The organism is Acetivibrio clariflavus DSM 19732, from assembly GCF_000237085.1.
Taxonomy (GTDB): Bacteria; Bacillota; Clostridia; order Acetivibrionales; family Acetivibrionaceae; genus Acetivibrio; species Acetivibrio clariflavus.
Genome location: NC_016627.1, coordinates 679164 through 704469 on the forward strand (window position 1 = coordinate 679164; position 25306 = coordinate 704469).

Sequence of the window (25306 nt, forward strand, 5' to 3'; positions counted from 1 at the left end):
CTAATTTTAAAATATATCGAACTTAAATATTTATATATCTAATAAGAGGGGGTATAAGTCGTGAAAATAGAAGTTGTATCAACAGAAAAGGCACCTAAAGCTATAGGGCCGTATTCACAGGCTATTAAAATACAGAATATGGTGTATACTTCGGGACAGATACCTGTGGATCCGTCAAGCGGTGAGGTAGTTGATGGAGGCATTGAAAATCAAACCAGGCAGGTACTGGAAAACCTCAAAGCTGTTTTGGCTGAAGCGGGAACCGGGTTTGAAAATGTGGTAAAGACAACAGTTTACATTAAAGACATGAATGATTTTGCTTCTGTGAACAAAATTTACGGACAGTATTTTAAGGAACCTTATCCTGCAAGGTCGTGTGTAGAAGTAGCAAGATTACCCAAAGATGTACTGGTAGAAATTGAAGCAGTGGCAATAATACCCTAAGCAGCAAATCTTTAAAAATTAGAGGTGAGGACAATTGAAATTTGTGATTCTCGGAAACGGTGCTGCCGGTATTTCGGCAGCTGAAAAGCTTCGCCAGTTGAATGACAATTGTGAGATTACAGTGGTAAGCATTGAAGATGTACCCGTCTATACAAAGTTTATGCTCCCCGATTACATTGGCGGTAAGATTGCCAGAAACAAGCTTATCTTAAGGGACATGAATTACTATGATAAAAACAGAATAAAACTTTTACTCAGTGAGAAGATTGAGAATATTGACAGTCATCAAAAGGTTGTCAGGCTTTTAAGCGGTAATATACTTGAATACGACAAACTGCTTGTTGCAGTGGGTGGAAGCCCTGTAATACCCAATATTGAAGGGTTGAGAGATATAAAGTATTTTACATTGAATTCCATAAAAGATGCTGACAATATTATAGAGAATGCTGCAGAAGGTCAAAAAGCGGTTATTATAGGTGCAGGACTTACTGGAATTGAGACTGCCTTTGCTCTTAAAAGACTGGGAATGAATGTTACCTTGGTCGAAAGAGGTTCAAGGATTTTGCCCCAGCAATTGGATGCTGCATCGGCAGAGATGCTTGTGGAAATGATACGAAATGAAGGTATAGAGCTTTTACTTCAGCGGGATGTTCAAAGGATAGTAAAGAACGATGGCTACTTAATTGAAACAGCCGATGGAGAAAAGGTCGGGTTTGACATGCTGGTTATTGCTATTGGTACAAGGCCCAATCTTGATATTGTGAAAGGATTGGATATAAAAACCAATAGAGGCATCCTGGTTAATAACTATATGGAAACCAGCGTTAAAGATATATATGCTGCCGGTGATGTGGCAGAACTTCAAAGCAATAATAATGTTGGTATAGTTTCAAGTTACATATGGCCCAATGCACTTGCACAGGGTAAGTGTGCAGCTTCCAATATGGCAGGACAGGTACAGGAATTCTCCAGTGATGCGGGTTTCAGCAATGCAGTAAGACTTAGGGACATTCCTTTTGTTTCCATGGGCATGATAAATCCTGTTGAGAAAGAATATGAATCCTTGGTATTCTGCGATAAGGAAGATCATATTTATAGGAAAGTAGTTTTAAGGGACAATAAAATTAAGGGATTAATTCTTCTTGGAGATACTTCAGCAGCCAATATACTGAGTGATTTTGTGAAAAACGGGAAAGATATTTCACAGATAAAAGATATTATTGCCAAAAAAGATTTTGTGGAGAAATATAAAGCTATTAAATAAGAAGAAGGTAAAAAAATGAGCTTCTATAATGAGATAAGCAAGTATTATGACAAGATATTCCCCGCTGGGGAAGAACAGCTTAATTTTATAAAGGAAGCGGCCGGAAAAAAGGAAGCTAGAATTTTAGACATTGCCTGCGGCTCTGGCACTTATTCCGTTGCGTTGGCAAAGGAAGGATATAAAGTTACTGCAGTGGATATCGAAGAAGAGATGATTAGAAAATTACGGGATAAGGCAGACAGAGAAAAGGTGGATGTTGAGGCTTTTGTCTGCAGTATGACCGAACTGGAAGAAAAACTTACGGAAAAGTACCAAGTTGTGTTTTGTATCGGCAATTCCCTGGTACATCTTAAAAACCATGAAGAGATAGAGGATGCTCTTAGGCAAATGTACAACCTTACTGCAGACGATGGAATTGTTATTATTCAGATAATGAATTATGACAGAATTATAAAGTTTGGTTTAAAAGAACTGCCCACAATAATTAATCAGGAAGATGGCATAGAATTTATCCGGAAATATGACTACAAACCTGAATTAAAGAAAATTGATTTCAATACCACCTTGATTGTTAAGGATGGGAACAATGTAAAAACTTTCAACAATACTGTGGAGCTTTTGCCATTATTGAGCAACGAGTTGGCAGATATTGTTGAAAAGGCAGGGTTTAAAAGATATGAGTGTTATGGAGACTTCAAAGCTTCTCCCTATAAAGAGGATTCTTATATGTTAGTTTTAAAGGCGTATAGGTAATAATTCTGAAGACGAATTTATATTGATGCTATTTAATGCCTTTGAAATATTGGAAATCTTGTTGATGGAAAGAAATAAGATCGATAACAATGAAGTATATCGATCTTGTTTTTTTTGCAATGGAAAAATTTGAAATAGAGAAAATTTATTTTGACATATTATGTTGAAAATAAGTTTTTTGATTTGTTAGAGAATATATCTGATACTAATAATTTCAATTTGAATATTATTAGAAAAATTATGATGTAAAAGCAAGCATATAATTTTAACTCATATGGGTACACTAACACTCAGAATAAAAAATTCAATGAGGTATTATGTATGCTTGTGAGACTTGGTTATGTTGCAATGACTCTGAATTTGGAAAACTGTTCGCCTTCCGGAACTGTTACCGTTAAGACCTTTTCTAAGCTGGCAAGTGAAGAAGCTAAACTGCACAGGCTGAGAAGAATAACAAGGGAAAATCTGAATAATACCTTAAGAATACTCAGGTTTAATAAAGCATACAATATTGAGGTTTACAGATTAACCTCCAAACTTGTACCTCTTGCAACCCATCCGGACATTGGGGATTGGGACTATGTTGAAGAGTTTAAAGATGAATTTAAAAAAATAGGACAATTTATAAAAGAAAATGATTTTCGTATAAGTGCCCATCCCGATCATTATACGCTTATCAATACTTCTAATGATAAAGTATTTGAAGCCTCGTTAAAAGACCTGGACTACCATATTAAATTGTTTGAAGCTATGGGGCTTGATGATTACAAGTACAAGCTTGTCATGCACATAGGCGGTGTATACAAAAATAAAGAGGCATCTATAGAAAAATTTAAGGAAAACTTTATGAAGCTCCCCGACAGAATAAGAAAGAGGCTTATATTGGAAAATGACGACAAGGCATATACAGCAAAGGAAGTTTTGGAAATTTGCAAGGATGTCAGAGCACCTATGGTTTTGGACGTACACCATCATTACTGCGTAAACAACGGGGAAGCCATAGAGGATATGTTGCAGGATATATTTGAAACCTGGAAGGGTGAATACTTTGTTCCGAAAATTCATTTTTCCAGTCCGAAGAGCCAAAAAGAATTCAGAAGTCATGCCGATGATATTGATCCCAATGAGTTCTATAATTTTTTGAAAATAGCCAAAAAACTTGATGCCGATTTTGATGTGATGATTGAGGCTAAGAATAAGGATAATGCTCTGTTCAATCTATCCAATAAACTTAAGGGATTTGAAAATATTAGATGGATAGATGAAGGGCACTTTGAGGTATTATAGATAATGAAAGCAGTAATGATAAACCTAATTTGGAAGGCAGGTTAAAAGTTATGGATAATAAAAATAAATTCGGAAAGAAAGAAGACACTAAGAAAGTTGCACCGGGTTTCAGCGATGAAAGGTTTGGAGAGGATGCAACACCTGATGATATTAAAAAAGGGAATTATACAAAAGTTATAAGATTATTTCCTGATGAAAATGATGCAGGAAGGAAGTAAATATTAAAACTTAACCTACAAATTTATGGAGTATGTAATATTTGTAGTTTTAAAAGTGTTCAGGGTAAAAAACTGAATAGAAAATATTTTTGCATCATGAAATGATGGGAATTGATAATGTAACAACTATAGCTGCTTAAATGCCAGGGAGGTAGTTTAAGTTGATAGAAGGTACTGAGTCAAGCAAAATAAAAAACTCCGACAAACTGATTGAAACAATCCGGAGGGCCAGTGGTTATATGAGCCTTGATGACTATGCAACGGCCACAGGCCTTGATAAGGAATTTATATTCAGAATACTGAAGGGCGAAATTGAAGAGGTAGACAGTGAAACCTTTAAAAAATTAAGCCTTAAGCAATAATTATTTATAATATGGAAACTTTTTGCCTTCATAAGGTATATTCCCTGATGAAGGCTTTTATTTTTCTGACAGGGTGAAAAAGATAAAAATATGTTATAATCAAAGAAAATTATTTAGTTTTCAGGAGAGTGTCATGATTACAACTGTGGTTTTAAATCCTGCAGTGGATAAGATATTTTTTGCAGATAATTTTCAGGTGGGCGGGCTGTTTCGTATAAAGGAAACCATAATCTCTGCAGGCGGAAAAGGGATAAATGTTTCAAGGGTTATCAGGACTTTGGGTGAAGAAGTTTTAGCCCTTGGATTTAAAGGTGGCCATACCGGGGAATGGCTGGTGGAACAATTGAAAAAACTAGGTGCCATGACTGAGTTTATTGAGGTGGAGGGCGAATCCAGAACAAATATCAACATAATTGACAGAATAAACGGAACAGAAACCGAAGTGCTTGAAACAGGCCCTTTTATAACCGAAAAAAATATTGAGGAATTTATTTCTATATATAGAAAAGCCCTTGATAAGACCAAAATTGTTGTCTGTTCGGGAGGAATTCCTTCAGGCGTTAAAGACGATATATATAAAAAGCTTATTATTGAAGCAAAAAAACAGGATATAAAAGTTATTTTGGATGCCAGCGGGGAAGTTCTGAAACAGGGAATTGAAGCAGGACCGTATTTGATAAAACCGAATTTGAGAGAGCTTGGAAGTCTTGTGAATAAAGAATTGGAAGGAATTCCTGATGTGTTGGAAGCCTGCAGGTATATCCAAGGAGAGGGAGTAGAGCTTGTTCTGGCATCATTGGGCGAAAAAGGTGCAATACTTGTAACAAAGGATAGAGCTTTTAGGGTCTGTGTACCAGGTATAAAAGTTGTAAATACTATAGGATGCGGTGATTCCATGGTTGCAGGTGTTGCATTGGTGCTGGCAAAAGGTCTTGATTTAAAAGAAGCGTTAAGGCTGGGTGCTGCCTGCGGTGTCAATAATGCCCAATACCAGGGGATTGGAGTTGTAAACAGGGACGAAGTATACAAATTAACTGAAGAAATTCGGATAGAGGAAATTTAGGATCCAGTTATTTATCCAATGGAGTTTTTATAGTGTTCAATAGCAAAAATTAATATCAGCAAACACCTTAGCCTTGTTTAGCAATTTTAAACAAATGTGAAACATGGACTGTTGCATGAATATAAATCAAACATACTTTTATTGCCGGGTAAATTTATCATTTTCATTTGCCTGGTCAATAAATATATGCTTATATTCTTGACTGTCCTCAATGCAAACAGGACCTAGTTCATCGGTATGTACAGCAACTTTGTTGCGCCCGGAAGATTTTGCCTTATATAAAGCGGAATCTGCTTCTTCAATTAATTTGGAAGTATCGACATCAGCAATTGCCGGATATGATGGTGATATGCTGCTTAATCCTAAACTCACAGTCAGCCTGATGTCAATGTTACCAAATTGGAATGCAGTATTTTGCACATTTTCTCGTATTCTCTCTGCAAGTATTGCAGCTCCGCTTACAGATGTATTAGGGCATAATACTATAAATTCTTCACCTCCATATCTGGCTACAATGTCGACATCTCGAACCGATTTCACCAGCACTTTCGACAGTTCTCTTAAGGTATTGTCTCCTGCGATATGGCCTAAGGAGTCATTTATTCTTTTAAAGTGGTCAATGTCTATCATTATAAGGGATAGCGGCTCATTATATCTTGCTGAACGCAGCAACTCGCTTTTAAGTCTTTTTAATATGTAGCCTTTGTTATAAATCTCAGTTAGAGAATCGGTAATTGCCAGTTGCTCTAAAATTTCATTTCTTTTGGTTAATTCTCTGTTTTTTTCTTCCAAATCTTTTATTATATTGCGAATTTTAATCTGGTTGTTTATTCGGGCAAGAAGCTCTTTAAATTTAAATGGCAATCCTATAAAGTCATTTGCGCCATGAAGGAAAGTATAAACTAGAGAATCTTCATCGGTATTTTCGGATAACGCGATTAAAGGCGTATTAATCAAATTGACTTTTGACTTAAGAATTGTGAGCAAATCCTTTCCGTCATTGGATTGCATGGCAATATCCAGTATTATTACTGACGGGGTCGTTACCTCGGTAAATTTTAATGCGGTATCGGTATTATTGGCAACTAATACATCAAAGCCTACATTGCTAAGTTTTTGGGATAAATCTTTTGTTGTTTTATCCGGACCTAACAGAAGAATTTTTTCACTTTTTATTGATTTCATATTCATCACTCCCCAAGACAAACAAGGTATAAGAAATTAACAGTTGCTATTTCAAGAGCTTGATTTTACGAGCTTGTACATTAAATCCAAAAAGTTTTTTTTAAATAGCATAATATTTTCAAATCAATTTCAGAATGAGTTTTTAGTATTGTTTTTACTATATTATGTAGCTTGTTCTTTCTTTACTACTTTATTTATAACATTTTTATAAACCAAATTGAGGGAAAAACATAAAGTATAAATTATACTCAGTTTTATTTATATTTGCTGAAAAAGATATATAAATATATATATCACCAATAGAGAATAAAGAAACAGAAATTAGTGAGGGGAATCTTAAAAAATCAAAGACTTTCCCGGTTTTTATTATATTTGCTCCAAAGACATTATTATAATCAGGGCTTGATTAGAATAATAATTTAAATATATAATTAATTAATTAGAGTGACTTAATTAAAAAATGGAGGATATAGATGCTTGATATTGTTGCAAAGCTTGCCGGTGAATTTAACTTAAAACTTTATCAGGTTCAAAATACAGTAAAACTTATTGATGATGGCAATACAATTCCCTTTATAGCAAGGTATAGGAAAGAAATGACCGGGGAACTCAATGACCAGGTTTTAAGGGAATTGTACGATAGATTGATGTACTTAAGAAATCTTGAGGCCAGAAAAGAAGAGGTATTGAGACTGATTGACGAGCAGGGAAAGCTCACCGATGAAATAAAAGAAAGTATTAATAAAGCTGTTACTTTACAGGAAATTGAAGATATATACAGACCTTACAGACCGAAGAGAAGAACCCGTGCCACTATAGCAAAGGAGAAAGGCTTGGAGCCTTTAGCTAAAATTTTATTTGATCAGGATATCAGGAGCGGAAGTATAGAAGAATTGGCAGCTCCTTTTATAGATGCAGAAAAGTCAGTCAATACTGTTGAAGAAGCATTAAACGGCGCAATGGACATAATCGCTGAGGAAATTTCCGATAATGCTGAATTTAGAAAAGCAATTAGGGAAATGTTCTATAGATTGGGTACGATTGTGTCAAAAGCAAAAAAGGAAGAAGATTCGGTATACAGAATGTATTACGATTTTTCCGAACCAGTCGCAAAGATTGCCAGCCACAGGATTCTTGCCATTAACAGGGGAGAAAAAGAGGAGTTTTTACAGGTCAAAATCGATGTTCCAACAGAAAGAGTTACCGACTATTTGAAGTCTAAATGCATAAAGAAGGTTCGTTCAATAACTACGGAATATGTGGAAAGAGCTATAGAGGATTCTTATGACCGGTTGATTTTCCCATCGGTAGAAAGGGAAGTCAGAAATGAGTTGACAGAAAAAGCCCAGGAACAAGCAATGAAAGTGTTTGCCACCAATTTGAAAAACCTTTTGCTGCAGCCACCGGTAAAGGGTAAGGTGGTTTTAGGACTTGACCCTGCCTATAGAACGGGGTGCAAAATAGGAGTGGTGGATGAAACAGGTAAAGTGTTGGATACTGCTGTTATTTATCCCACACCTCCACAGAACAAAATTGAGGAATCAAAGAAGGTGATGAAAGACCTTATTGAAAAACACAAGGTTGATATAATATCAATAGGAAACGGCACAGCATCTAAGGAAACGGAGATTTTTGTTGCGGAGCTTTTAAAGGAAATTGACAGAAAAGTCTATTATATGGTGGTAAGTGAAGCAGGAGCTTCGGTATACTCGGCTTCAAAATTGGGGGCTGAGGAGTTTCCGGAGTATGATGTTGCATTGAGAAGTGCCATTTCCATTGCAAGAAGGCTACAAGATCCCCTTGCCGAATTGGTAAAAATAGATCCTAAGTCAATAGGGGTGGGGCAGTATCAACACGATATGAATCAAAAGAGACTTGGAGAATGCTTAAGCGGTGTTGTTGAAGATTGCGTAAACAGTGTGGGAGTTGACTTGAACACAGCATCACCAGCGCTGTTGTCCTATATATCCGGAATAAATTCGTCAATTGCCCGCAATATTGTAGAATACCGGGAGACTAACGGAAAATTTAAAAACAGGGAGGAACTTAAGAAGGTTAAGAAGCTCGGAGAAAAAGCCTTTGAGCAATGTGCAGGGTTTTTGAGAATACCTGATGGTGAAAATGTTTTGGACAATACTTCAGTACATCCTGAATCTTACAATGCTGCATGCAAATTGCTGGAGATTATGGGTTACACTATGGAGGATGTCAGGCAAAGGAAGTTAGATAAGCTCAAACAGGAAGTTGAAAACAAAGGAATGGCTGAAATCGCTGCTGAAATCGGAGTTGGAGTACCTACCTTGATTGATATAATAAATGAGCTTTTAAAACCGGGAAGGGATCCCAGAGATGAACTGCCGAAACCTGTGTTGCTTACAGATGTGCTTCATATTGAAGATTTAAAGCCAGGTATGGTTTTGACCGGAACTGTGAGAAATGTGGCAGACTTTGGGGCTTTCGTGGATATTGGAGTGCATCAGGATGGACTGGTTCATATATCGGAGTTGTCCGACAGATATGTAAAAAATCCTATGGAAGTTGTCTCGGTAGGTGATATTGTAAAAGTCAGAATTTTGGATGTGGATGTAAAAAGAAAGAGAATATCGTTGAGTATGAAAGAGGGTTAAAAAATGAAAGGGTTTGGCTATTTTATTAATCCGGTTAAGAGAAGACCGGTATTAATAGTTATTTTGGGGATATTTATGTTTTTGTACTGCTACATAGAATATAGCTTTATAATGCCCATAGTTTTTGGGCTATCTGTTTTAAAGACAGGAAATATTTTTGATAGTGTTATACATTTAATTCAAATAGTGCTAAATTATATTCCCAATATTAGCCCTGCAATTTTTGTTTATATTCTGTTAGGTATAGTTGCGGTATCTTTAATAGCAGGCTTGCTTCTGTCCGGTTCTTTAAATGTACTGAACAGTGCATTGATAAATTCGGACAAAGAAAAAGGTGCGTTTGCAAAGGGAATACAAAAGCATTATCTGAAAGTTTCGAGAATAACTTTTTTATCAATAATATATTTAATATTATTTACGATATTTATTGTTGTTGTTTCTGTTCCGGCAATTGTCATCACCAGTGCTGCAATTACTGAAAAACCGGAGCTTATGTCTGTGGCGTATGTATTGGATTTTATAACAGTTTTAATTTTATTTTTTTGTATAATGTTTTTTAAAATATATATATTCTTTTGGTATCCTGCTGCTATAAATTATGACAAGCAACTGTTTGCCAGAGGCAAGCGTGCAGCAGACAATTCCTTTTGGAGAATTTTATTTAAATTTTTATGGTATGACTTTTTGATATTCGTATTTCAAATGGGATTGTTTTATATAAACAATATTCTGTCAAGAAATGAAAGTGTTGTAGCTGAGTTTGTTGGAATTGCGGTATTGTTAGTGTTGAATTGGATATTTAAAACAGTTATCTTAATATCAATCATCAGTTATGTTTTTTCGAAATTTTTATCTTATTGGAACAGGTCAAGAATAGTTGAAAAATGATGTCTGATAATATATCTGACAGAAAATTATAAAAACAGTTTTATATAAAATATACATTGAACGTGCAAAAACGGTATGGTTTTGCACGTTCAATATTATAAAAGGTGATTTCTTATAAATTTATTTATTATATTGAAAATAAGTACAGCGGTTATTTTGCAAAGTTATGTTTTCCGATTTTCTTAATTATTGGTCTGCTCCATATCCATTTACTTGTTGCAGTTGCGGGATTATAGTAATATATAGCACCTCCTGAAGGATCCCAGCCGTTTAATGCATCTTGTGCAGCTTTAATGCATTGAGCATTCGGTTCAAGATTTATTTGGCCATCAGCAACTGCGTCGAAGGCTCCCGGTTGATATATCACCCCCGCGATTGTACTGGGAAATCTACTGTCCCTGGTTCTGTTCAGCACTACTGCTGCTACGGCGACCTGGCCTATATAAGGCTCACCCCGTGCTTCGCCATGTACAAGACGGGCAAGAAGGTTCAGATTACTGTTGGTTGTTGAAGCTGAAGTGGATTTGGACTTCCCGGAAGGAAGACCTAGTGCGGACAAAGTCTCCGGACCTGCTATACCGTCTACTTTCAGTCCGTTTTTATATTGAAACAGACGGACTGCTTTATATGTTTTGTAACCATATATTCCATCGATAGCACCGTCGTAGTATTTCCATTTGCGCAGTTTATATTGTATGTCTTTTACTTCCTGCCCGGTTGAGCCGTAATAGGACAGAGCAGCTTTATAGCCGTATAATGCTATAATATCGTCTCTGTAAGCATAAGCTGTGGCAATTAGTGAAAATATTGTTAATGCGATAACAGTCAATAGTATTTTCCTCTTCTGCAAGTTAAATCTCCTCCACTATATACTATTGACTATATTTTGTGTATTTTTATTTAAATTTATTATTAGTAGAAAAATTTTCATAGTGCGATGGATTGTATTAATGGTATCAGCCATTTCTTCCAGCAACCAGAAGGTATATTAATACTATTATTAAAAATTCATCCTCTAAATTTTCTTGTATTAGTATAAATATAAGACCTAAGAGGATTATATCGTCCGCATGAATGTTTCTGAAAAAATTACTGAGAAACATAGGCCTATGATTTCTCACAGGGTCCGGGTCCGGAGGCGTAGGATTCTCATTTGGCATAGGGATTTTTTCTATTTCGTTTTTTTCTACTTCCGCCTCTATTTGGTTTGTGTTGTTGGTATCAGCCTGAAACATACTCGGTTCAGGTCTTATGTAAGGATATCCTCTTGGTCTGTATATTCTTCGATAATTCATGCTTGCCCTCCGTAATTATCCTTTTCCATTTCTGTTAACATTCTGGTTACCTGGGTCATTTGAAACAGTCTAATGCAGTTGCTTATTTTTTTCTGTCTTGAAGAGTTCAAAAAAGGCCTTATTGCAGTCAATAAATTAATTCTTGGATCATTTATGTTCCGCATACTGTCCATTATGGTTTTTATTTTTCGCATCATTTCCACATTATCATCCATATTATTTTGGGCAGATGTTTCTTCCTTTTTTATTTTGCTGTCATTTTGGGGTGTTGGCTGTTCTTCCGACCTCTGAGGAGGGTTATCCTTAGAGGAGGAGTTTGCCAGCATTGATATTATGCTTCCCAGGTTTTCAGGAACCTTTACATTTTCTTGTCCAAGCATTTGGGCTATTTGTTTGATTTTTGTGTTAAGTTCCTCATCATTCACTGGTTTATCACCTCCTGGGGCGCTTATTGGTTGCTGTCAAGCAGTTTTTTCAATTTATCTATTATTTCATCTCCACGGTCGCCTATAAGCTGAGACAGACTATTCATATCCACTTCGTTAATTAATTTCTTCATTTCATCCTTATCTATCTTTAAATTCAATTCCTTCAATTTGTTCTCGTCTATTTCGTTTATTTTTTCAATTAACTCGTTTTTATCCATTTTATTTAATTTCTTTGCAAGTTCTTCGGTGTTGCCTTTTTTTAACATATCTATGGCGTTGTTGAGTTTCACTTGAAGCATTTTGTCGTTTAGCAAATCCATTAAATTTTTATTGCCTTGATTGCTCATAATATCATTCCTTTCAATTTTATACTGTGCCGTTTTGGAAGTTAAGGGAAATGCCAATGATTTAAAAAATATAAAAAGCTGATGTATTAATGCAGAAATTTTTTAAAATTTATATTTTTTGCTTCCCTATGACTATGTATTTCCCGGTATTTCCCTACTAAATATATATTACTTAATTCAATAGATTATAACCCATATTGTTATTGATTTAATTAGGGCTGCAATCTTTACCTAAAAACAGCAGGCCAAATAGAATAATGAAGAATAGGGAAAGGTCGTTACCGCTTGTGTCGGGTTTGCTTTTGGAACGATTTTCCGAACGGTTTTCGTTGAACAAAAACAGAAATACTATTATGAAAAAAAGAAGCTCATCTCCTCCTCCATTAAAAAGGTCGCTAAGGAAATTCATAGAGATACCTCCTAAGCCTTAAATTTCAATAAAGCCGATACTGAAAATTAAAAATAAAATAACTCCAGATAGACTAGTATAAAGAATAACAGGGAGCTATCGTTTTTCTCTTTTACATATCTGTTAATTCCTATTGGCCTACTGTCATAAAAAAGCAAAAGATAAACAAGAATAAAGTATAAAACATTTGATTTGTTGCGAAATATAGGTTTTTGAGACATAATTGTCACCTCCAGGAAAGTACAAGGCAAACAATACAAACCTATAGATGGATTCCGCTTTACAAAGTGCTTAACAAAGGGATAGGCTAATATTGAAGCCTTGCGGCATGTGTTTTTGCTGTTTTATAATATTCACTTAAACTTTAGTATGTTACTTGTGCAGGTAAAAGTGGTATATTATGAGAAACAAAACAGGATATATGAAAATAGTCAATTACATGTAATATTATTGACTTACATTGGTTTAAATTGTATAATACCATTAGGGGGTATTTGATTCGCCATATTCTTATAGAAGTGATGAAAAGGTGGTAATGCTGTTGATTTCTTATTATTTGCAGAGTTTTGCTGAAGGTGTGCTGACTTTTATTTCACCATGTATACTGCCTATGCTGCCTATTTATTTTATATACTTGGCAGGTGATAGTGAAGAAAGTGAGAAAGGAACAAGCAAAAAGAAAGGAAATTTGGCGTTAAATTCCATTGGTTTTGTTACGGGATTTACGATAATTTTTGTTTTACTTGGTGCAACTGCAACTACTTTAGGTTCATTTTTTAAAGAACACAGGGATATACTTAAAATTGTAAGCGGTATTGTGGTGTTTATATTTGGCTTAAACTTTACAGGGCTTGTAAGAATTGGGGTTTTGAATAAACAGAAAGGTTTTGAATTTAACTTTAAGAGATTAAATTTTCTTAAGTCTATAATTTTTGGAATGGTATTTTCTGTGGCGTGGTCACCCTGTGTGGGAGCATTCCTCTCATCGGCTCTTGCAAAGGCCAGTGTTTCGGATACTATTATGGAGGGTATGCTGTTGTTGCTAATCTACTCTATAGGCTTGGGGATACCTTTTATTATTTCTGCCATTGCTTTTGATAGTATGAAGGGGCTTTTTAAGACAGTGCAAAGACACAGCAGACTGGTAAGCATTATTTCGGGGAGTTTGTTGATAATTGCAGGTCTTGCATTTATATTTAATTTCATATAGCTATTAATTAATCGCATTTTATATAACCATTAGAAAGAGGGGAATTTATGGATAAAAAGAATTTAACTAAAGCAATAGTGTCTTTAGCTGTACTTACGGTTTTATTGTTGGGGGCTTATTATATAAGCAGCCGCTACAGTAAAAACAATGATTATGCCAGTCCTGACACCAGTATGGGTACGGGAAGCAATGATAATACCGATAGGGATTTGCCGCTTGCAAAAGACTTTGAACTTGTAGATCTTGAAGGCAATACGGTAAAATTATCCGACTATAGAGGAAAAATTGTTTTCTTGAATTTTTGGGCAACATGGTGTGGGCCATGTCTGAAAGAGATGCCCGAATTTAATGAGGCAAGCAAAGATTTTGAGAATAATGGAGATGCGATATTATTGGCAGTTAATTTAACTACAGGCGGTGCCAGAGGGGAAACTGAGGATAAGGTAAGAAAGTTTATGAATAGTAACGGATATACTATGAAAGTACTTTTGGACAAAACCGGAAAAGTAGCTGACCAGTATAAAATATATGCCATACCGACAACTTATGTAATTGATAAGGATGGAAGGATTTATACTTATTATGAAGGTACGATAAATAAAAATGTACTTATGAATGTGTATAATGAATTAAGAGAACAAGGATAGATACCGGCGTTAATTGGACATATAAGCTGAAAAATTTATATAGCAATTGCTTTTGCAGGAAGTAAACATTACTGAGGAGGCTTATTATGGCGAACGGGATTATTTACAGCAATTCGGAAAAGTTTGAGAAAGACGTTCTGAAATGTGATTTGCCTGTGGCTGTTGCTTTTTATTCAGAGGATTGTCCGCCGTGTGCTTCTTTTATAAATATGTTCAAGCGTTCAGCTGAAATCTATGGAGAGCACATGCGTTTTGTAATGATACACCGCCAGCATAATCGCCAGCTTGCAGAATCCTTGAATATAAAAAACAGTCCCACTGTTTTGTTTTTTAAGGATGGGGAAGAGCAGTGCTTTAGGATGAACGGCTATATAAATAATCCTGAGTTTAAAGAGGCTGTTGAGAAAGTTATCGGAGGAGAGTGTAAGAGTAAAGAGAGACAAAAGGTATACTGTGATGTTCTGATACTTGGAGGAGGCCCGGCAGGATTGTCTGCGGCAATGTATGCTTCCAGGGCAAAGCTGTTTACGATAGTAATAGATGAAGGACTGACCGGGGGACAGGTAGCAACTACCTACCATGTTGCCAATTATCCCGGAACTAATGGGGTTGTAAGGGGCATGGATTTAATGGAAAATATGAAACGGCAAGCTTTGGAATTTGGTGCACAGATAGATGAACTTAAATTGATAGAAGATATAGACCTTGAAAGTGAAGAAAAATATGTGAGAACTGAGGATACCGACTATTATGCAAAAGCAGTAGTAATTGCAACCGGAGCTACACCGAGAAAGCTTCCGGCGGAAGGAGAGCAGGAGTATAGAGGCAGAGGAGTGCATTATTGTGCTACGTGCGACGGTGCATTGTACCAGGATGCAAATGTTTTTGTTGTAGGCGGTGGTGAAGCGGCTTTAGAAGAGGCTGTATTTTTGACAAGATATGCAAAACACGTTACTATAATAAACAGGTCGGACAAATTTCGTGCTTCAAGGGGAACACAGGATGAAGCTTTGAAAAATCCAAATATAAGTATTATATGGGATTCAATAGTCAGAAAAATTAATGGCGATACTTTTATGAAAAGTATTGAAATAGAGAATTTGAAAACCAATGAGATAAAAGAGATTGAAGCAGACGGTTTGTTCGTGTATATTGGAACTGAACCTAAAACGGATTTTCTGAAAGGAAAGCTAATATTGAATGAAAATGGCTATATTGATACCGATGAGAATATGAAAACCAATATATCCGGAGTTTTTGCAGCGGGAGATGTAAGAAATAAAACGGTACGTCAGATTGCTACAGCCGTAAGTGACGGAGTAATTGCCGGGATTATGGCTGAAAGATATATTAACGGTAAACAATAGACGGAAAATGGGGTATGAAATTATGTATGATGTTATAATAATTGGAAAAGGACCTGCCGGAATTTCAGCAGCACTATATACGGTAAGGTCAAATTTAAAAACTCTTATTATCGGGAAAAATGACAGTGCTCTCAGAAAAGCCGAGAGAATTGAAAATTATTACGGTTTTGCCGAGGCAATAAGGGGAGAAGACCTTTTAAAAAATGGTGAAAAACAAGCACTAAGGCTTGGTGCAGAGATATTGAATGATGAAGTTATAGCGGCGGAAAAGAATGATTTTTTTGAGGTTGCTACTCCCAATAGCCACTTTACTTCAAGGGCATTAATTTTGGCCACCGGGCAGCCGGTGAAAAAGGTAAAAATAGAGAACCTTGAAAGATTTGAAGGGAATGGAGTAAGCTATTGTACAACTTGTGATGGTTTCTTTTACAACAATTTGAAGGTTGGAGTTTTGGGCTTTAATGATTATGCAATTCATGAAGCAATTGAACTTCAGGCCTTTACAAAGAAGATTACCGTTTTTACCAATGGCAAAGACCTGGTAGTTTCGGATAAGTATGCCGGTGATTTAAAGGATTTTGAAATAAACAACAAGGAGATTGAAAAGCTGGACGGTAAGGAATATCTTGAAAAAATTTATTTCAAGGATGGATCCAGCGAAGATTTGGATGGATTGTTTGTAGCTTACGACAGCCCCTCAAGTATAGATTTTGCGAGAAAAATGGGGATAATGGTGGATGGAAACTCAATTGTTGTGGATAAAGACCAGCAAACCAACATAGACGGTTTGTTTGCTGCCGGCGATTGTACAGGCGGTTTCAAACAGATATCAACAGCTGTAGGTCAAGGTGCTATAGCCGGTAAAAGAGCCATTGAATATGTTAGGAAACAGAAATTGAAATAATGCTGATTTCTAGTATAATTTTTTAATGTTGAAAAGTATAATGGTTGTTTATTATAGTTTGAATTAAATAAACTATATTGCTTTATCTATAAATACGTTTAGTCTGGAGTTAAGGTCCATTTCATAGGGATGGGTTAATGGTTTTTTGATTCTTTTATAATAGACTCTTACAATTGGTCGGGTACCCTGGTTTATGCGGGCATTTGCCTCAACACCGGTTTCGCTGGTGGGAAGGTGTAATATTGAAACTAAAGGGTAAACGGCCAAATTGTTTATAAAAACTTTAGCCATGTGGCAGTCAAATAGCTTATATTTATTGTCAATGAGATACTCCAATGTCTTATAATGAGGATAGTTCTTTTGATGAAGCAGTCGGTCATAGGTTTTGCATACCATTACAATTTTTGTGCCTATGGGAATATTCTAACTGCTTGTATTATTTGTATATCTGTTTCCATTTTTTCTGTTTTGTTTGCTTCCGGTATATCGAGAGCTAATTTCAATATTCTGTCTTGGAATATGATATTAATAATACTCCTCCATCATATATATCGATAAATTAAGGGGCTTTTGTAATTGTTATCCGTAATTATCTATAAAATTGAAACTTGACATCAATAGAACTATATCATAATATTATAATATATAAATAAATTAATATATAAATTTTAGTATTAACCGGCAATTATAAAGGAGGTTATTATATGAAGCTTAAAGTAGTTATAGTGGGAGGAGTGGCTGGAGGCGCCAGTGCTGCCACACGTCTTAGAAGACTTGATGAGGATGCGGAAATTATACTCTTTGAAAAGGGTGAATATATCTCCTTTGCAAATTGCGGACTTCCCTACTATATAGGTGAAGTCATAAAGGAAAAGGATCAGCTGGTTGTTCAAACACCGGAAGCCATGAGGAAGAGGTTTAACATAGATGTCAGGATTAATTCCGAGGTAACAAGGATATTTCCCGATAAAAAAATGGTGGAAGTATGCAATATTAAAGACAAAACAATCTATACCGAGACTTACGATAAACTAATCCTTTCACCGGGGGCAGAACCCGTTAGACCCCCTATTCCCGGAATTAATTCCGATAGAGTATTTACTTTGAGAAATATACCTGATACCTACAAAATAAAAGATTTTGTTGATTCCATGAGTCCAAAAAGGGCTGTTGTGGTGGGAGCAGGATTTATAGGGCTCGAAGTCGCTGAAAATCTTCACACAAGAGGCATCAAAGTGACTGTGGTTGAATTGGCCGACCACGTTATCGGGCCAATGGATTTAGACATGGCAGCTATTGTCCATCAGCACTTAAAATCGAAGGGAGTAGAACTATATCTTAAAGACGGAGTAAAATCTTTAAGCAGTGCAAATACGTGTGTTGTTACAGAATTAAACAGCGGAAAGTCCCTTAAGGCCGATATGGTTATTTTGGGAGTGGGAGTAAGACCGGAAACCAGGCTTGCGGTTGAGGCAGGACTTAAAATAGGAACTACCGGAGGTATATGGGTGGATGAATATATGCGTACCTCCAATCCTGATATTTATGCAGTGGGTGATGCTGTTGAGGTTACCGACTATATAACCGGAAAACCTTCCCTGATACCCCTTGCTGGACCTGCAAACAAACAAGGCAGGATAGCGGCTAACAATATTTGCGGATTTGCAGAAAAGTATGAAGGTACGCAAGGTTCTTCCATTGTTAAGGTTTTCGATATCACTGTTGCCATGACAGGCAGTAATGAAAAAGTACTTAATAGAAGCAATATTGAGTACGAAAAGTCTTTTACCCATTCCGGTTCCCATGCAGGATATTATCCCGGTGCAATTCCGATGACAATAAAGCTTTTATTTGGCAAAAAAGACGGAAAAATTTTGGGTGCCCAGATAGTAGGGTATGAGGGTGTAGATAAAAGAATAGATGTTATAGCTACAGCAATTCGTGCCGGTATGACAGTATATGACCTTGAAAAATTGGAACTGGCCTATGCACCGCCCTATTCTTCAGCTAAGGACCCTGTAAATATTGCAGGTTATTCCGCTGCAAACATATTAAAAGGGGATTGTGAAATATTCCATTGGCATGATGTAGAGTCTGTAGACCGCTCAAAGTCGGTATTGCTTGATGTGAGGGATGAAATAGAGTTTAGCCTTGGAACTATAGAAGGTTCTGTCAATATACCTTTGAATGAACTTCGGAATCGTCTGGATGAGTTGCCCAAGGACAAAGAAATTCTAATTTTCTGTCAGGCCGGTTTAAGAGGGTATATAGCTTATAGAATTTTGAAACAGAAGGGATTTCATGCAAAGAACTTAAGCGGCGGTTACAAAACTTATCAACTTGCTGTCCAAAAGCAGTCCAATGAGGATGTCTATGAATATGATAAGATAACCAAAAGCGGAGAAATAAAAACGGTGGATTGTAACGGCGGTGAATGTAAGGCAGATGCCAAAATTAAAGTGGATGCCTGCGGACTTCAGTGCCCAGGACCTATGATGAAGCTGAGTGAAAGTATAAAAGCTATGAATTATGGAGAAGTACTGCATATAAAAGCTACTGACCCGGGATTTCAGGAAGATGTGAAAGCTTGGTGTGAAAAAACGGGGAATAAACTCTTAGGTATAAATTTTGAAAATTCTTGTTATAATGCCTATATCAGAAAAGAGAAGCAGGAGGATAAAAAGAAGGCTGATGTAAGAAAAAATGACAAGACAATGGTTGTGTTCAGCGATGACTTAGACCGAGCAATAGCATCTTTTATTATTGCTAATGGTGCTGCTTCCATGGGAAGAAATGTCACAATGTTTTTTACCTTCTGGGGATTGAACATTTTGAGGAAGAGTGATAAAGTAGACGTGAAAAAAGACTTATTCGGTAAGATGTTTGGTTTTATGATGCCGAGAGGATCTAAAAAGCTTTTCCTTTCCAAAATGAATATGGGAGGCATAGGTAGCAGGCTTATAAGAAGAATAATGAAGAAAAAGAATATAGCATCTTTGGAAGAACTTATTCAATCGGCTATGGCGAATGGAGTAGAGCTTGTGGCATGTAATATGTCCATGGAGGTTATGGGAATAAAAAAAGAAGAGCTGATTGACGGTGTGAAAATCGGAGGAGTGGCCACATTTATCAGTGCAGCGGAAGATTCTGATATGAGTTTGTTTATATAAGAACATCAGACGACCAAATTTGGAGATTTTTTCTTATCTATTGATGTGTGTGGAGGGAATTATAGGCATGAAAGACTTGAAAATTTATGAAAGAAAGGCAGAAAAGCTAAAGGCATTGGCACATCCTCAGAGGTTATGTATTGTTCATGGTCTTATGGAGAATAACTGTAATGTGACTACGATACAAGAGTGTTTGGGACTTCCGCAATCGACAGTTTCCCAGCACCTTGCCAAATTAAAAGCGGCAGGTATTATTGAAGGAAACAGAAACGGTCTTGAAATTTGCTACAGTGTTGTGGATGACGAAATAAAAGAAGTGGTAAAAATATTAACAAAAGAAAATGCATAAGAAGGGAAGAGGAAGTATGGATAAAAGTACAGTATTATCAATGATTGATCATGCAATTTTAAAGCCTGAGGCTACCGACAGCGATCTTGAGAAAGAGTGTGCAATTGCTGCAAAATATAATGTGGCATCGGTATGTGTGAAGCCCAGTCATGTAAAATATGCCGCAGAGCTTCTAAAAAATTCTTCCGTTAAAGTGAGTACGGTTATAGGTTTTCCCCACGGAACTACAACCACAAAGTGTAAGGTGGCAGAGGCCAGGGAGGCTATAGAAAATGGCGCTGTTGAACTGGATATGGTTCTGAATATAGGAAAGCTATTGTCGAGAGATTTCGACTATGTGGAAAAGGATATAAAGAGTGTGGTTGACGAGGCACATTCTAAAGGTGTTATTGTCAAAGTTATATTGGAAACAGCTCTCTTGGATGAGGAAATGATAGCTGTTGCCTGTAAGATAGCCGAGAAATGCGGTGCTGACTTTGTCAAAACCTCTACAGGATTTAACGGAAGGGGTGCAAGCCTGGACGATATCAAGATTATGAAAAATAGTGTAAGTGATAAGGTTGGAGTAAAAGCATCGGGTGGAATAAAGAATTTTGAACAAGCTGTGGCCTTTGTTGAAGCAGGGTGTACAAGACTTGGCACAAGTTCCACCGCTAATATAGCCGGTGAGGGCTCAGCAACATCAAATAAGGATTCAAATTATTGAGCAGGGGAAGTACGATTTTTTGCTCTAAAATAGAATACTGCAAGTATAACCGGCATAAAAATATCGTATAAAGAATTTATTGTGAGGTGGCCGGTTAATGCATAGACAGTTGTGTGTTATTATTGCATGTATTTTTATAATATCAATTTTTGCAGGTTGTTCTGTATTTCAAAAGATAGGAGACAATGATGAGGTAAGTCCAGCCAGCAGTATAGCATTAAGCGAAGCAGAGGCTCGGCAAATTGCAGATAAATCGCCTGTATCTCTGTATTTTGCCAATGAGGAAGGAACTAAGTTAAAGCTGGAAATACGCTATGTGCCAATGGATGAGCTAAAGAAACCTGTTGAGGAAATTGCATCATTAATTGTGAGAGAATTAATAAACGGTCCAAGCAAAGGTTCGACTTTAAAGCCTACCATACCAGAGGGAACAAAGTTGCGCAGTGTAAAGATAAGCGGTGATGTGGCAACGGTAGATTTTTCAAAGGAGTTTAAGGAAAATCACCCCGGTGGAAAAGCTGCCGAACAGCTGACAATATATTCTGTTGTAAACTCTCTTACCGAGCTCAAGGAAATCAGCCAGGTTAAGTTCAAAATTGAAGGAAAGACTTCAAAGGAGTTTAAAGGTGCTTTTAAGTTTGACAATGCTTTCCCAAGAAGCACTTCGCTTATTAGTAAAGAAACAACCAATTTGACTAAGCCCGATACTTCCGAGGAAAGCAAAAAGTCTGAGGAAAGCAAAAAAGATAAGACTGAAAAGGACAATAAGGGCAATAAGGATGCCCAGGCAACAATAAGCGACCAGGACAGTGCTGATGAAATTGAAGTGTTTGAAGAACATGAGCATCCACCGGTGTCGGAAATCATTGATGAAGATGATGAAGAAGGGAAGACTACCTTTTATTTTGAAGATGAGCCGATAGAGGAAGAGTTGGTGGAGTAATAAAGTAATTAATATATGGATGACTTTATTGAGACAAGGAGAAAAATTCTCCTTGTTTTTTTATGTTTTTAATGAATATAGGCGGTGTTTCTTAACTATTGGGCGGTATTTAAAATAAGTTTAAAATTTTAAGAAATATTGCAGGGATTTATGAAGTTTTTACGTCTATAATATTGAAAAGGAAAGGAGGGGAGCGATGGATCCGGATGAAATACTGGTAGAAAAGGCTTTGAAAGGCGATGATGATTCGTTTAGAAGTATTGTTGAAAAGTATCAGGGCCTGGTATATGCAATTTGCTTTAATATAACAGGCCACAGGCAGGAAGCTGAAAATTTGGCCCAGGAAACTTTTATACAAGTGTATCGCTCTCTATCCCGTTATGAGAAAAAAGGTTTAAAATCCTGGATTGGCAAAATTGCAACCAATAAGGCAATAGACTGGAAAAGAAAAAGGCGTATGGAGAATGAGGGGAAAGTGGTGTACCTTGAAGACATTGGTGAGATAAGTACAGAGAGTAATAGTATTCATGAAGAGTTGATAAAGAAGGAAAATGCCAGAAAATTATTGGAATTGTGCAATAATTTGCCGGAGATTTACAGCAGTGTTTTAATTAAATATTATATTCAGTCAAAGTCATATAATGAAATTTCAAAAGAGGACGGGATAAGTATTAAGACTGTAGAATCAAGACTTTATAGGGCTAAGAATGCTATAAGAAAGCAATGGAAGGAAGTGTGAAAATGGGCCACTATAGTGAAGAGAAACTGCTCCTATACAGCGAAGGCTGTGTTGACGAGAGGTTGGAAAAAGATATTGAAGAACATCTGTTGATTTGTGAAGATTGCAGAGACAGATATATACAGATTGTTGAGTGCTACCATATGGATGGAATTGAAAATCAAATTTCATCTCAATTTACAGACAATGTAATGAAGAGGATAAAGACCGATAGCGACAGGAAGAAAGCCGGAAAGAGAAAGAAAGTTACTCCGGAAGTATTTTTGTATTATGTGGCAGCAGCTTGCATAACCATAATGCTTTCTTGTAATGGAATCCTGGATTCTTTGGTTTCCGGATTTTCGGATATGACAACATCTATTGCAAGAACACCGGCAAGAATAGAACAAAGAGTGCCGAACGGCTGGACGGAAAAACTTGCAGAGGATACATCAACATTAATTTCCAAATTAAAACCGCAGATTGTTGAAAAGGAGTGAGTTATTAATGAGAACTAAGAGTAAGTTTACAACATTTATTTTATCTTTTATTCCGGGACTTGGACATATATACCTTGGGTTTAACACCCGGGGAGGAATATTTATGATAGCAGAGATGATTGCGGCTGCCCTGGCTATCTTGATGGAAAATACAGATATATTTGGAGGAGGTAGCTCTACAGCTATTCCCCTTTGTTTAATTCCTGTTGTATGGATAGCATCACTGGTAGACAGTTTGACTTTGGTAGATAAGATTAACGATATTGCAATTTGCAATAGTGAGGAAAAGAAAGATATTTTGCTTGAACAACTTGAGCAGCAAAACAAAAAGACCATAGCAATGGTTTTGTCCATTATTCCCGGTGCGGGGCATATGTTTTTAGGACTACAGCGGCAGGGACTTCAACTTATGGCCATATTTTTCTTGAGCTTTTTCATTACCGATTGGATTAACCTCAGCATATTTATGCCGCTAATACCTATAATCTGGTTTTTCGGATTGTTTGATGCTATGAACAAGGCTGCAGGTAATGATAAACGGGATGATAGTGATGTGTTGTTTGTAAATTGGTTTAGAAACGGAAAACCGCTCGTAAAAAATGCAAATAAGTATCTTGCCTATGCCCTTATAGCAATCGGTTGTTTGCTTTTGGCCGAAAAGATTATATTCCCGGAGCTTGAGAAATTTATCAGATTTAATTTCAGAGAGTATTTTAGAGTAATAATACTTTCGGTGTTATTTATAATCGGTGGAGTTAAAATGCTTATGGGAACGGAAAACGAAGAAACTATGAAGGCTGGTGAAGATGAACTGTGAAGCGGCAATGGAGAGTAGGAACACTGTCAATGGGATTGCTTTTGATCGCCCTTGGCGTAATAATGCTGGTTTCTCAAATTTTAGAGATTTCCTTTATTGAGCATATAATTAAATGGTGGCCCATTATACTTATATTGATCGGACTTGAGATATTGCTATACATTTTTCTTTCAAATCAGGATGCCCCTAAAGTAAAATTTGATGTATTCAGTATCATAATTATTTCAATATTGATGATGGCAAGTGTAGGTGTTTATGCGGTTACTGGAATTATGACATCGGGAGATGGGGTTATTTTGGTAGGGCCAATGTTTGACAGCTATAAAAATGAGTCGAAGTATACAAGGACCTTTGAGTTGGATGCTGTCAGCACTAATCTGATAATTGATAATGTCGTGGGGAACATTAGCATTGCAAAAGGCGATGGAGATAAAATAGAAGTTGAGGCAAATATAACAATAAAGAATAATGATGAAGAGTATGCTGCAGAGATTGCCGATTCCTTAATTACTGTTGCAAAGGAAAAGGAACTAAAAATAAGCTCGAATTCTAAGGAATATTCAAATAAAGGCAAGATTGGAAGTATACAGATAGACTATTCCGTAAAGGTACCCGATTCCGTAAATGTTGAAGTGGAGAACAAATTTGGGGATGTGTCTCTGACAGACCTTGCCCAGTCAGCTAAAGTGAATAATAAAAACGGAAAGATAACAGTTGAGTCCTTAGGCGGGGACCTTATAGTGAACAGTTCCTTTGGAGAGGTTAAAGTACAGGATATAAAGGGAAAAACTCAGGTATATTCAAAGAACGGTGATGTCATTGCAAACAATTGCAACAAAGATATTACCATTGAAAGCTCCTTTGGAGATATTAGGATAGATGGTGTTAAAGGAATTGTTGCAATAACCAATTCAAACGGCCAAACCCAGGGAAACTGGATAAACGGTGATATAAACGTAATAAGTAAATTTGGCGATGTAACCTTAACTGATGTTTCGGGAAATGCCGATGTGGATAATGCCAATGGTGAAGTAAGTATATCCAATGTTGGAGGCTATGTAAAGGTAAGCAATGGATTTGGAAATACAAGGGTATCAAACGCCAACAAGGGCTTGGTTTTAAATAACACTAATGGGGATATAACAGTTGAGGCTAATAAAGTTATAATGCAGGATGTAAATATAAAAAGTAAATTTGGGGATATTCTTTTAAAACTTCCTGCTCCGCAAAACGGTTATTTTGAGGCAAATACCAAATTTGGCGATATAGAGAATGACTTTGGTCTTGAAGTGAATGAAAATATGAGCACCAGTTCAATGAAAGGAACGCTGACAGACGATAAAATAAAGTTTATTTTAAATAGCGAAAATGGAGATATTAAGCTTGAGAAAATAGAAAGATAAAG

At 36.5% G+C, this 25306-nt stretch carries 28 protein-coding genes and 1 pseudogene; 22 read left to right on the forward strand and 7 right to left on the reverse strand.

The genetic code is table 11. The features are described 5' to 3' along the window. Positions 1-60: 60 nt before the first annotated feature. The 7 genes from CLOCL_RS02860 (at position 61) to pfkB (ending at position 5391) form a co-directional block, all read left to right on the forward strand. On the forward strand, positions 61-444 hold the full coding sequence (locus CLOCL_RS02860; protein ID WP_014253929.1) for a RidA family protein: 384 nt from the start codon (positions 61-63) through the stop codon (positions 442-444). A 43-nt stretch (positions 445-487) separates the two neighbouring features. Next, complete coding sequence (locus tag CLOCL_RS02865; RefSeq protein WP_245532878.1) at positions 488-1708, forward strand: NAD(P)/FAD-dependent oxidoreductase; 1221 nt, start codon at positions 488-490, stop codon at positions 1706-1708. A 15-nt stretch (positions 1709-1723) separates the two neighbouring features. Continuing rightward, on the forward strand, positions 1724-2461 hold the full coding sequence (locus CLOCL_RS02870; RefSeq protein ID WP_014253931.1) for a class I SAM-dependent methyltransferase: 738 nt from the start codon (positions 1724-1726) through the stop codon (positions 2459-2461). Between the two features lie 321 nt (positions 2462-2782). Then, positions 2783-3748 (forward strand): UV DNA damage repair endonuclease UvsE, encoded by a 966-nt coding sequence (gene uvsE, locus CLOCL_RS02875; protein WP_014253932.1) that lies wholly within the window; start codon positions 2783-2785, stop codon positions 3746-3748. A 50-nt stretch (positions 3749-3798) separates the two neighbouring features. Continuing rightward, the gene (locus CLOCL_RS22370) at positions 3799-3966 is read left to right on the forward strand and encodes a hypothetical protein (protein ID WP_014253933.1); all 168 of its coding nucleotides are present in this window, start codon (positions 3799-3801) and stop codon (positions 3964-3966) included. A 161-nt stretch (positions 3967-4127) separates the two neighbouring features. Then, positions 4128-4328: a hypothetical protein gene (locus CLOCL_RS02880; protein WP_014253934.1), complete on the forward strand. Its 201-nt coding sequence runs from the start codon at positions 4128-4130 to the stop codon at positions 4326-4328. Between the two features lie 133 nt (positions 4329-4461). Next, positions 4462-5391, forward strand: coding sequence for a 1-phosphofructokinase (pfkB, locus tag CLOCL_RS02885; RefSeq protein ID WP_014253935.1), 930 nt, complete (start codon positions 4462-4464; stop codon positions 5389-5391). 138 nt (positions 5392-5529) lie between these two features. Here pfkB and CLOCL_RS02890 read toward each other — a convergent pair whose 3' ends face one another. Then, positions 5530-6576, reverse strand: a complete 1047-nt coding sequence (locus CLOCL_RS02890; protein ID WP_014253936.1) for a GGDEF domain-containing response regulator — start codon at positions 6574-6576, stop codon at positions 5530-5532. A 473-nt stretch (positions 6577-7049) separates the two neighbouring features. Here CLOCL_RS02890 and CLOCL_RS02895 point away from each other — a divergent pair, with 473 nt between their 5' ends. Further along, positions 7050-9203 carry a Tex family protein gene (locus tag CLOCL_RS02895; RefSeq protein ID WP_014253937.1) on the forward strand — a complete coding sequence of 718 codons (2154 nt, stop codon included), beginning with the start codon at positions 7050-7052 and terminating at the stop codon, positions 9201-9203. A gap of 3 nt (positions 9204-9206) precedes the next feature. Then, positions 9207-10091 carry a hypothetical protein gene (locus tag CLOCL_RS02900; protein WP_014253938.1) on the forward strand — a complete coding sequence of 295 codons (885 nt, stop codon included), beginning with the start codon at positions 9207-9209 and terminating at the stop codon, positions 10089-10091. A 151-nt stretch (positions 10092-10242) separates the two neighbouring features. On the opposite strand, the gene sleB is transcribed toward CLOCL_RS02900, so the two are convergent. The 5 genes from sleB to CLOCL_RS02925 all read right to left on the reverse strand — a co-directional run bounded on the left by sleB (position 10243) and on the right by CLOCL_RS02925 (position 12570). Next, on the reverse strand, positions 10243-10887 hold the full coding sequence (gene sleB, locus CLOCL_RS02905) for a spore cortex-lytic enzyme (RefSeq protein ID WP_476691459.1): 645 nt from the start codon (positions 10885-10887) through the stop codon (positions 10243-10245). Between the two features lie 160 nt (positions 10888-11047). Then, entirely contained in the window at positions 11048-11386 is a 339-nt protein-coding gene (locus CLOCL_RS02910; protein WP_014253940.1) for a hypothetical protein, read from the reverse strand. After that, on the reverse strand, positions 11383-11811 hold the full coding sequence (locus tag CLOCL_RS02915) for a hypothetical protein (RefSeq protein WP_014253941.1): 429 nt from the start codon (positions 11809-11811) through the stop codon (positions 11383-11385). The genes CLOCL_RS02910 and CLOCL_RS02915 overlap by 4 nt, the downstream gene beginning before the upstream one ends. 23 nt (positions 11812-11834) lie before the next feature. Continuing rightward, positions 11835-12161 (reverse strand): hypothetical protein, encoded by a 327-nt coding sequence (locus tag CLOCL_RS02920; protein WP_014253942.1) that lies wholly within the window; start codon positions 12159-12161, stop codon positions 11835-11837. 208 nt (positions 12162-12369) lie between these two features. Continuing rightward, complete coding sequence (locus CLOCL_RS02925; protein ID WP_014253943.1) at positions 12370-12570, reverse strand: hypothetical protein; 201 nt, start codon at positions 12568-12570, stop codon at positions 12370-12372. 535 nt (positions 12571-13105) lie between these two features. On the opposite strand from CLOCL_RS02925, the gene CLOCL_RS02930 reads away from it, so the two are divergent. The 5 genes and pseudogenes from CLOCL_RS02930 to CLOCL_RS02945 all read left to right on the forward strand — a co-directional run bounded on the left by CLOCL_RS02930 (position 13106) and on the right by CLOCL_RS02945 (position 16698). After that, positions 13106-13780 (forward strand): cytochrome c biogenesis protein CcdA, encoded by a 675-nt coding sequence (locus CLOCL_RS02930; protein ID WP_041714884.1) that lies wholly within the window; start codon positions 13106-13108, stop codon positions 13778-13780. 47 nt (positions 13781-13827) lie between these two features. After that, positions 13828-14427 carry a TlpA disulfide reductase family protein gene (locus CLOCL_RS02935; protein ID WP_014253945.1) on the forward strand — a complete coding sequence of 200 codons (600 nt, stop codon included), beginning with the start codon at positions 13828-13830 and terminating at the stop codon, positions 14425-14427. Between the two features lie 86 nt (positions 14428-14513). Further along, positions 14514-14816: pseudogene (locus tag CLOCL_RS22945) on the forward strand (thioredoxin family protein); the annotation flags it as partial. A gap of 21 nt (positions 14817-14837) precedes the next feature. Beyond that, entirely contained in the window at positions 14838-15794 is a 957-nt protein-coding gene (gene trxB / locus CLOCL_RS02940) for a thioredoxin-disulfide reductase (RefSeq protein ID WP_257197761.1), read from the forward strand. A gap of 22 nt (positions 15795-15816) precedes the next feature. Next, positions 15817-16698 (forward strand): NAD(P)/FAD-dependent oxidoreductase, encoded by an 882-nt coding sequence (locus CLOCL_RS02945; protein WP_041714886.1) that lies wholly within the window; start codon positions 15817-15819, stop codon positions 16696-16698. A gap of 72 nt (positions 16699-16770) precedes the next feature. Here the strand turns inward: CLOCL_RS02945 and CLOCL_RS02950 are convergent, their stop codons facing one another. Then, positions 16771-17094, reverse strand: a complete 324-nt coding sequence (locus CLOCL_RS02950; protein ID WP_027622529.1) for a hypothetical protein — start codon at positions 17092-17094, stop codon at positions 16771-16773. Between the two features lie 308 nt (positions 17095-17402). On the opposite strand from CLOCL_RS02950, the gene CLOCL_RS02955 reads away from it, so the two are divergent. The 8 genes from CLOCL_RS02955 (at position 17403) to CLOCL_RS02990 (ending at position 25304) form a co-directional block, all read left to right on the forward strand. Further along, a complete protein-coding gene (locus tag CLOCL_RS02955) occupies positions 17403-19868 on the forward strand; it encodes a CoA-disulfide reductase (RefSeq protein WP_014253948.1) in 2466 nt (821 codons plus the stop codon). A 67-nt stretch (positions 19869-19935) separates the two neighbouring features. Further along, a complete protein-coding gene (locus tag CLOCL_RS02960; RefSeq protein ID WP_014253949.1) occupies positions 19936-20217 on the forward strand; it encodes an ArsR/SmtB family transcription factor in 282 nt (93 codons plus the stop codon). A gap of 16 nt (positions 20218-20233) precedes the next feature. After that, entirely contained in the window at positions 20234-20923 is a 690-nt protein-coding gene (gene deoC, locus CLOCL_RS02965) for a deoxyribose-phosphate aldolase (protein WP_014253950.1), read from the forward strand. A 97-nt stretch (positions 20924-21020) separates the two neighbouring features. Next, positions 21021-21866, forward strand: a complete 846-nt coding sequence (locus tag CLOCL_RS02970) for a GerMN domain-containing protein (protein ID WP_014253951.1) — start codon at positions 21021-21023, stop codon at positions 21864-21866. A 196-nt stretch (positions 21867-22062) separates the two neighbouring features. Continuing rightward, positions 22063-22605, forward strand: coding sequence for an RNA polymerase sigma factor (locus tag CLOCL_RS02975; protein WP_014253952.1), 543 nt, complete (start codon positions 22063-22065; stop codon positions 22603-22605). 2 nt (positions 22606-22607) lie between these two features. Next, positions 22608-23084: a hypothetical protein gene (locus tag CLOCL_RS02980; RefSeq protein ID WP_014253953.1), complete on the forward strand. Its 477-nt coding sequence runs from the start codon at positions 22608-22610 to the stop codon at positions 23082-23084. A 7-nt stretch (positions 23085-23091) separates the two neighbouring features. Continuing rightward, complete coding sequence (locus CLOCL_RS02985) at positions 23092-23901, forward strand: hypothetical protein (protein WP_014253954.1); 810 nt, start codon at positions 23092-23094, stop codon at positions 23899-23901. After that, positions 23898-25304: a LiaF transmembrane domain-containing protein gene (locus CLOCL_RS02990; protein WP_144687094.1), complete on the forward strand. Its 1407-nt coding sequence runs from the start codon at positions 23898-23900 to the stop codon at positions 25302-25304. The genes CLOCL_RS02985 and CLOCL_RS02990 overlap by 4 nt, the downstream gene beginning before the upstream one ends. Positions 25305-25306 lie beyond the last annotated feature (2 nt).

Bases quoted from the DNA above. Each gene is read 5' to 3' on its own strand.
- uvsE (WP_014253932.1), top strand. From the start codon at position 2,783: ATGCTTGTGAGACTTGGTTATGTTGCAATGACTCTGAATTTGGAAAAC.
- CLOCL_RS02960 (WP_014253949.1), top strand. From the start codon at position 19,936: ATGAAAGACTTGAAAATTTATGAAAGAAAGGCAGAAAAGCTAAAGGCA.
- CLOCL_RS02895 (WP_014253937.1), top strand. From the start codon at position 7,050: ATGCTTGATATTGTTGCAAAGCTTGCCGGTGAATTTAACTTAAAACTT.
- CLOCL_RS02985 (WP_014253954.1), top strand. From the start codon at position 23,092: ATGAGAACTAAGAGTAAGTTTACAACATTTATTTTATCTTTTATTCCG.
- CLOCL_RS02890 (WP_014253936.1), bottom strand. From the start codon at position 6,576: ATGAAATCAATAAAAAGTGAAAAAATTCTTCTGTTAGGTCCGGATAAA.
- CLOCL_RS02925 (WP_014253943.1), bottom strand. From the start codon at position 12,570: ATGAATTTCCTTAGCGACCTTTTTAATGGAGGAGGAGATGAGCTTCTT.
- CLOCL_RS02975 (WP_014253952.1), top strand. From the start codon at position 22,063: ATGGATCCGGATGAAATACTGGTAGAAAAGGCTTTGAAAGGCGATGAT.
- CLOCL_RS02950 (WP_027622529.1), bottom strand. From the start codon at position 17,094: ATGGTATGCAAAACCTATGACCGACTGCTTCATCAAAAGAACTATCCT.
- pfkB (WP_014253935.1), top strand. From the start codon at position 4,462: ATGATTACAACTGTGGTTTTAAATCCTGCAGTGGATAAGATATTTTTT.
- CLOCL_RS22370 (WP_014253933.1), top strand. From the start codon at position 3,799: ATGGATAATAAAAATAAATTCGGAAAGAAAGAAGACACTAAGAAAGTT.
- CLOCL_RS02945 (WP_041714886.1), top strand. From the start codon at position 15,817: ATGTATGATGTTATAATAATTGGAAAAGGACCTGCCGGAATTTCAGCA.
- CLOCL_RS02900 (WP_014253938.1), top strand. From the start codon at position 9,207: ATGAAAGGGTTTGGCTATTTTATTAATCCGGTTAAGAGAAGACCGGTA.
- CLOCL_RS02920 (WP_014253942.1), bottom strand. From the start codon at position 12,161: ATGAGCAATCAAGGCAATAAAAATTTAATGGATTTGCTAAACGACAAA.
- deoC (WP_014253950.1), top strand. From the start codon at position 20,234: ATGGATAAAAGTACAGTATTATCAATGATTGATCATGCAATTTTAAAG.
- CLOCL_RS02930 (WP_041714884.1), top strand. From the start codon at position 13,106: ATGCTGTTGATTTCTTATTATTTGCAGAGTTTTGCTGAAGGTGTGCTG.
- CLOCL_RS02910 (WP_014253940.1), bottom strand. From the start codon at position 11,386: ATGAATTATCGAAGAATATACAGACCAAGAGGATATCCTTACATAAGA.
- CLOCL_RS02935 (WP_014253945.1), top strand. From the start codon at position 13,828: ATGGATAAAAAGAATTTAACTAAAGCAATAGTGTCTTTAGCTGTACTT.
- CLOCL_RS02970 (WP_014253951.1), top strand. From the start codon at position 21,021: ATGCATAGACAGTTGTGTGTTATTATTGCATGTATTTTTATAATATCA.
- CLOCL_RS02980 (WP_014253953.1), top strand. From the start codon at position 22,608: ATGGGCCACTATAGTGAAGAGAAACTGCTCCTATACAGCGAAGGCTGT.
- CLOCL_RS02870 (WP_014253931.1), top strand. From the start codon at position 1,724: ATGAGCTTCTATAATGAGATAAGCAAGTATTATGACAAGATATTCCCC.
- CLOCL_RS02955 (WP_014253948.1), top strand. From the start codon at position 17,403: ATGAAGCTTAAAGTAGTTATAGTGGGAGGAGTGGCTGGAGGCGCCAGT.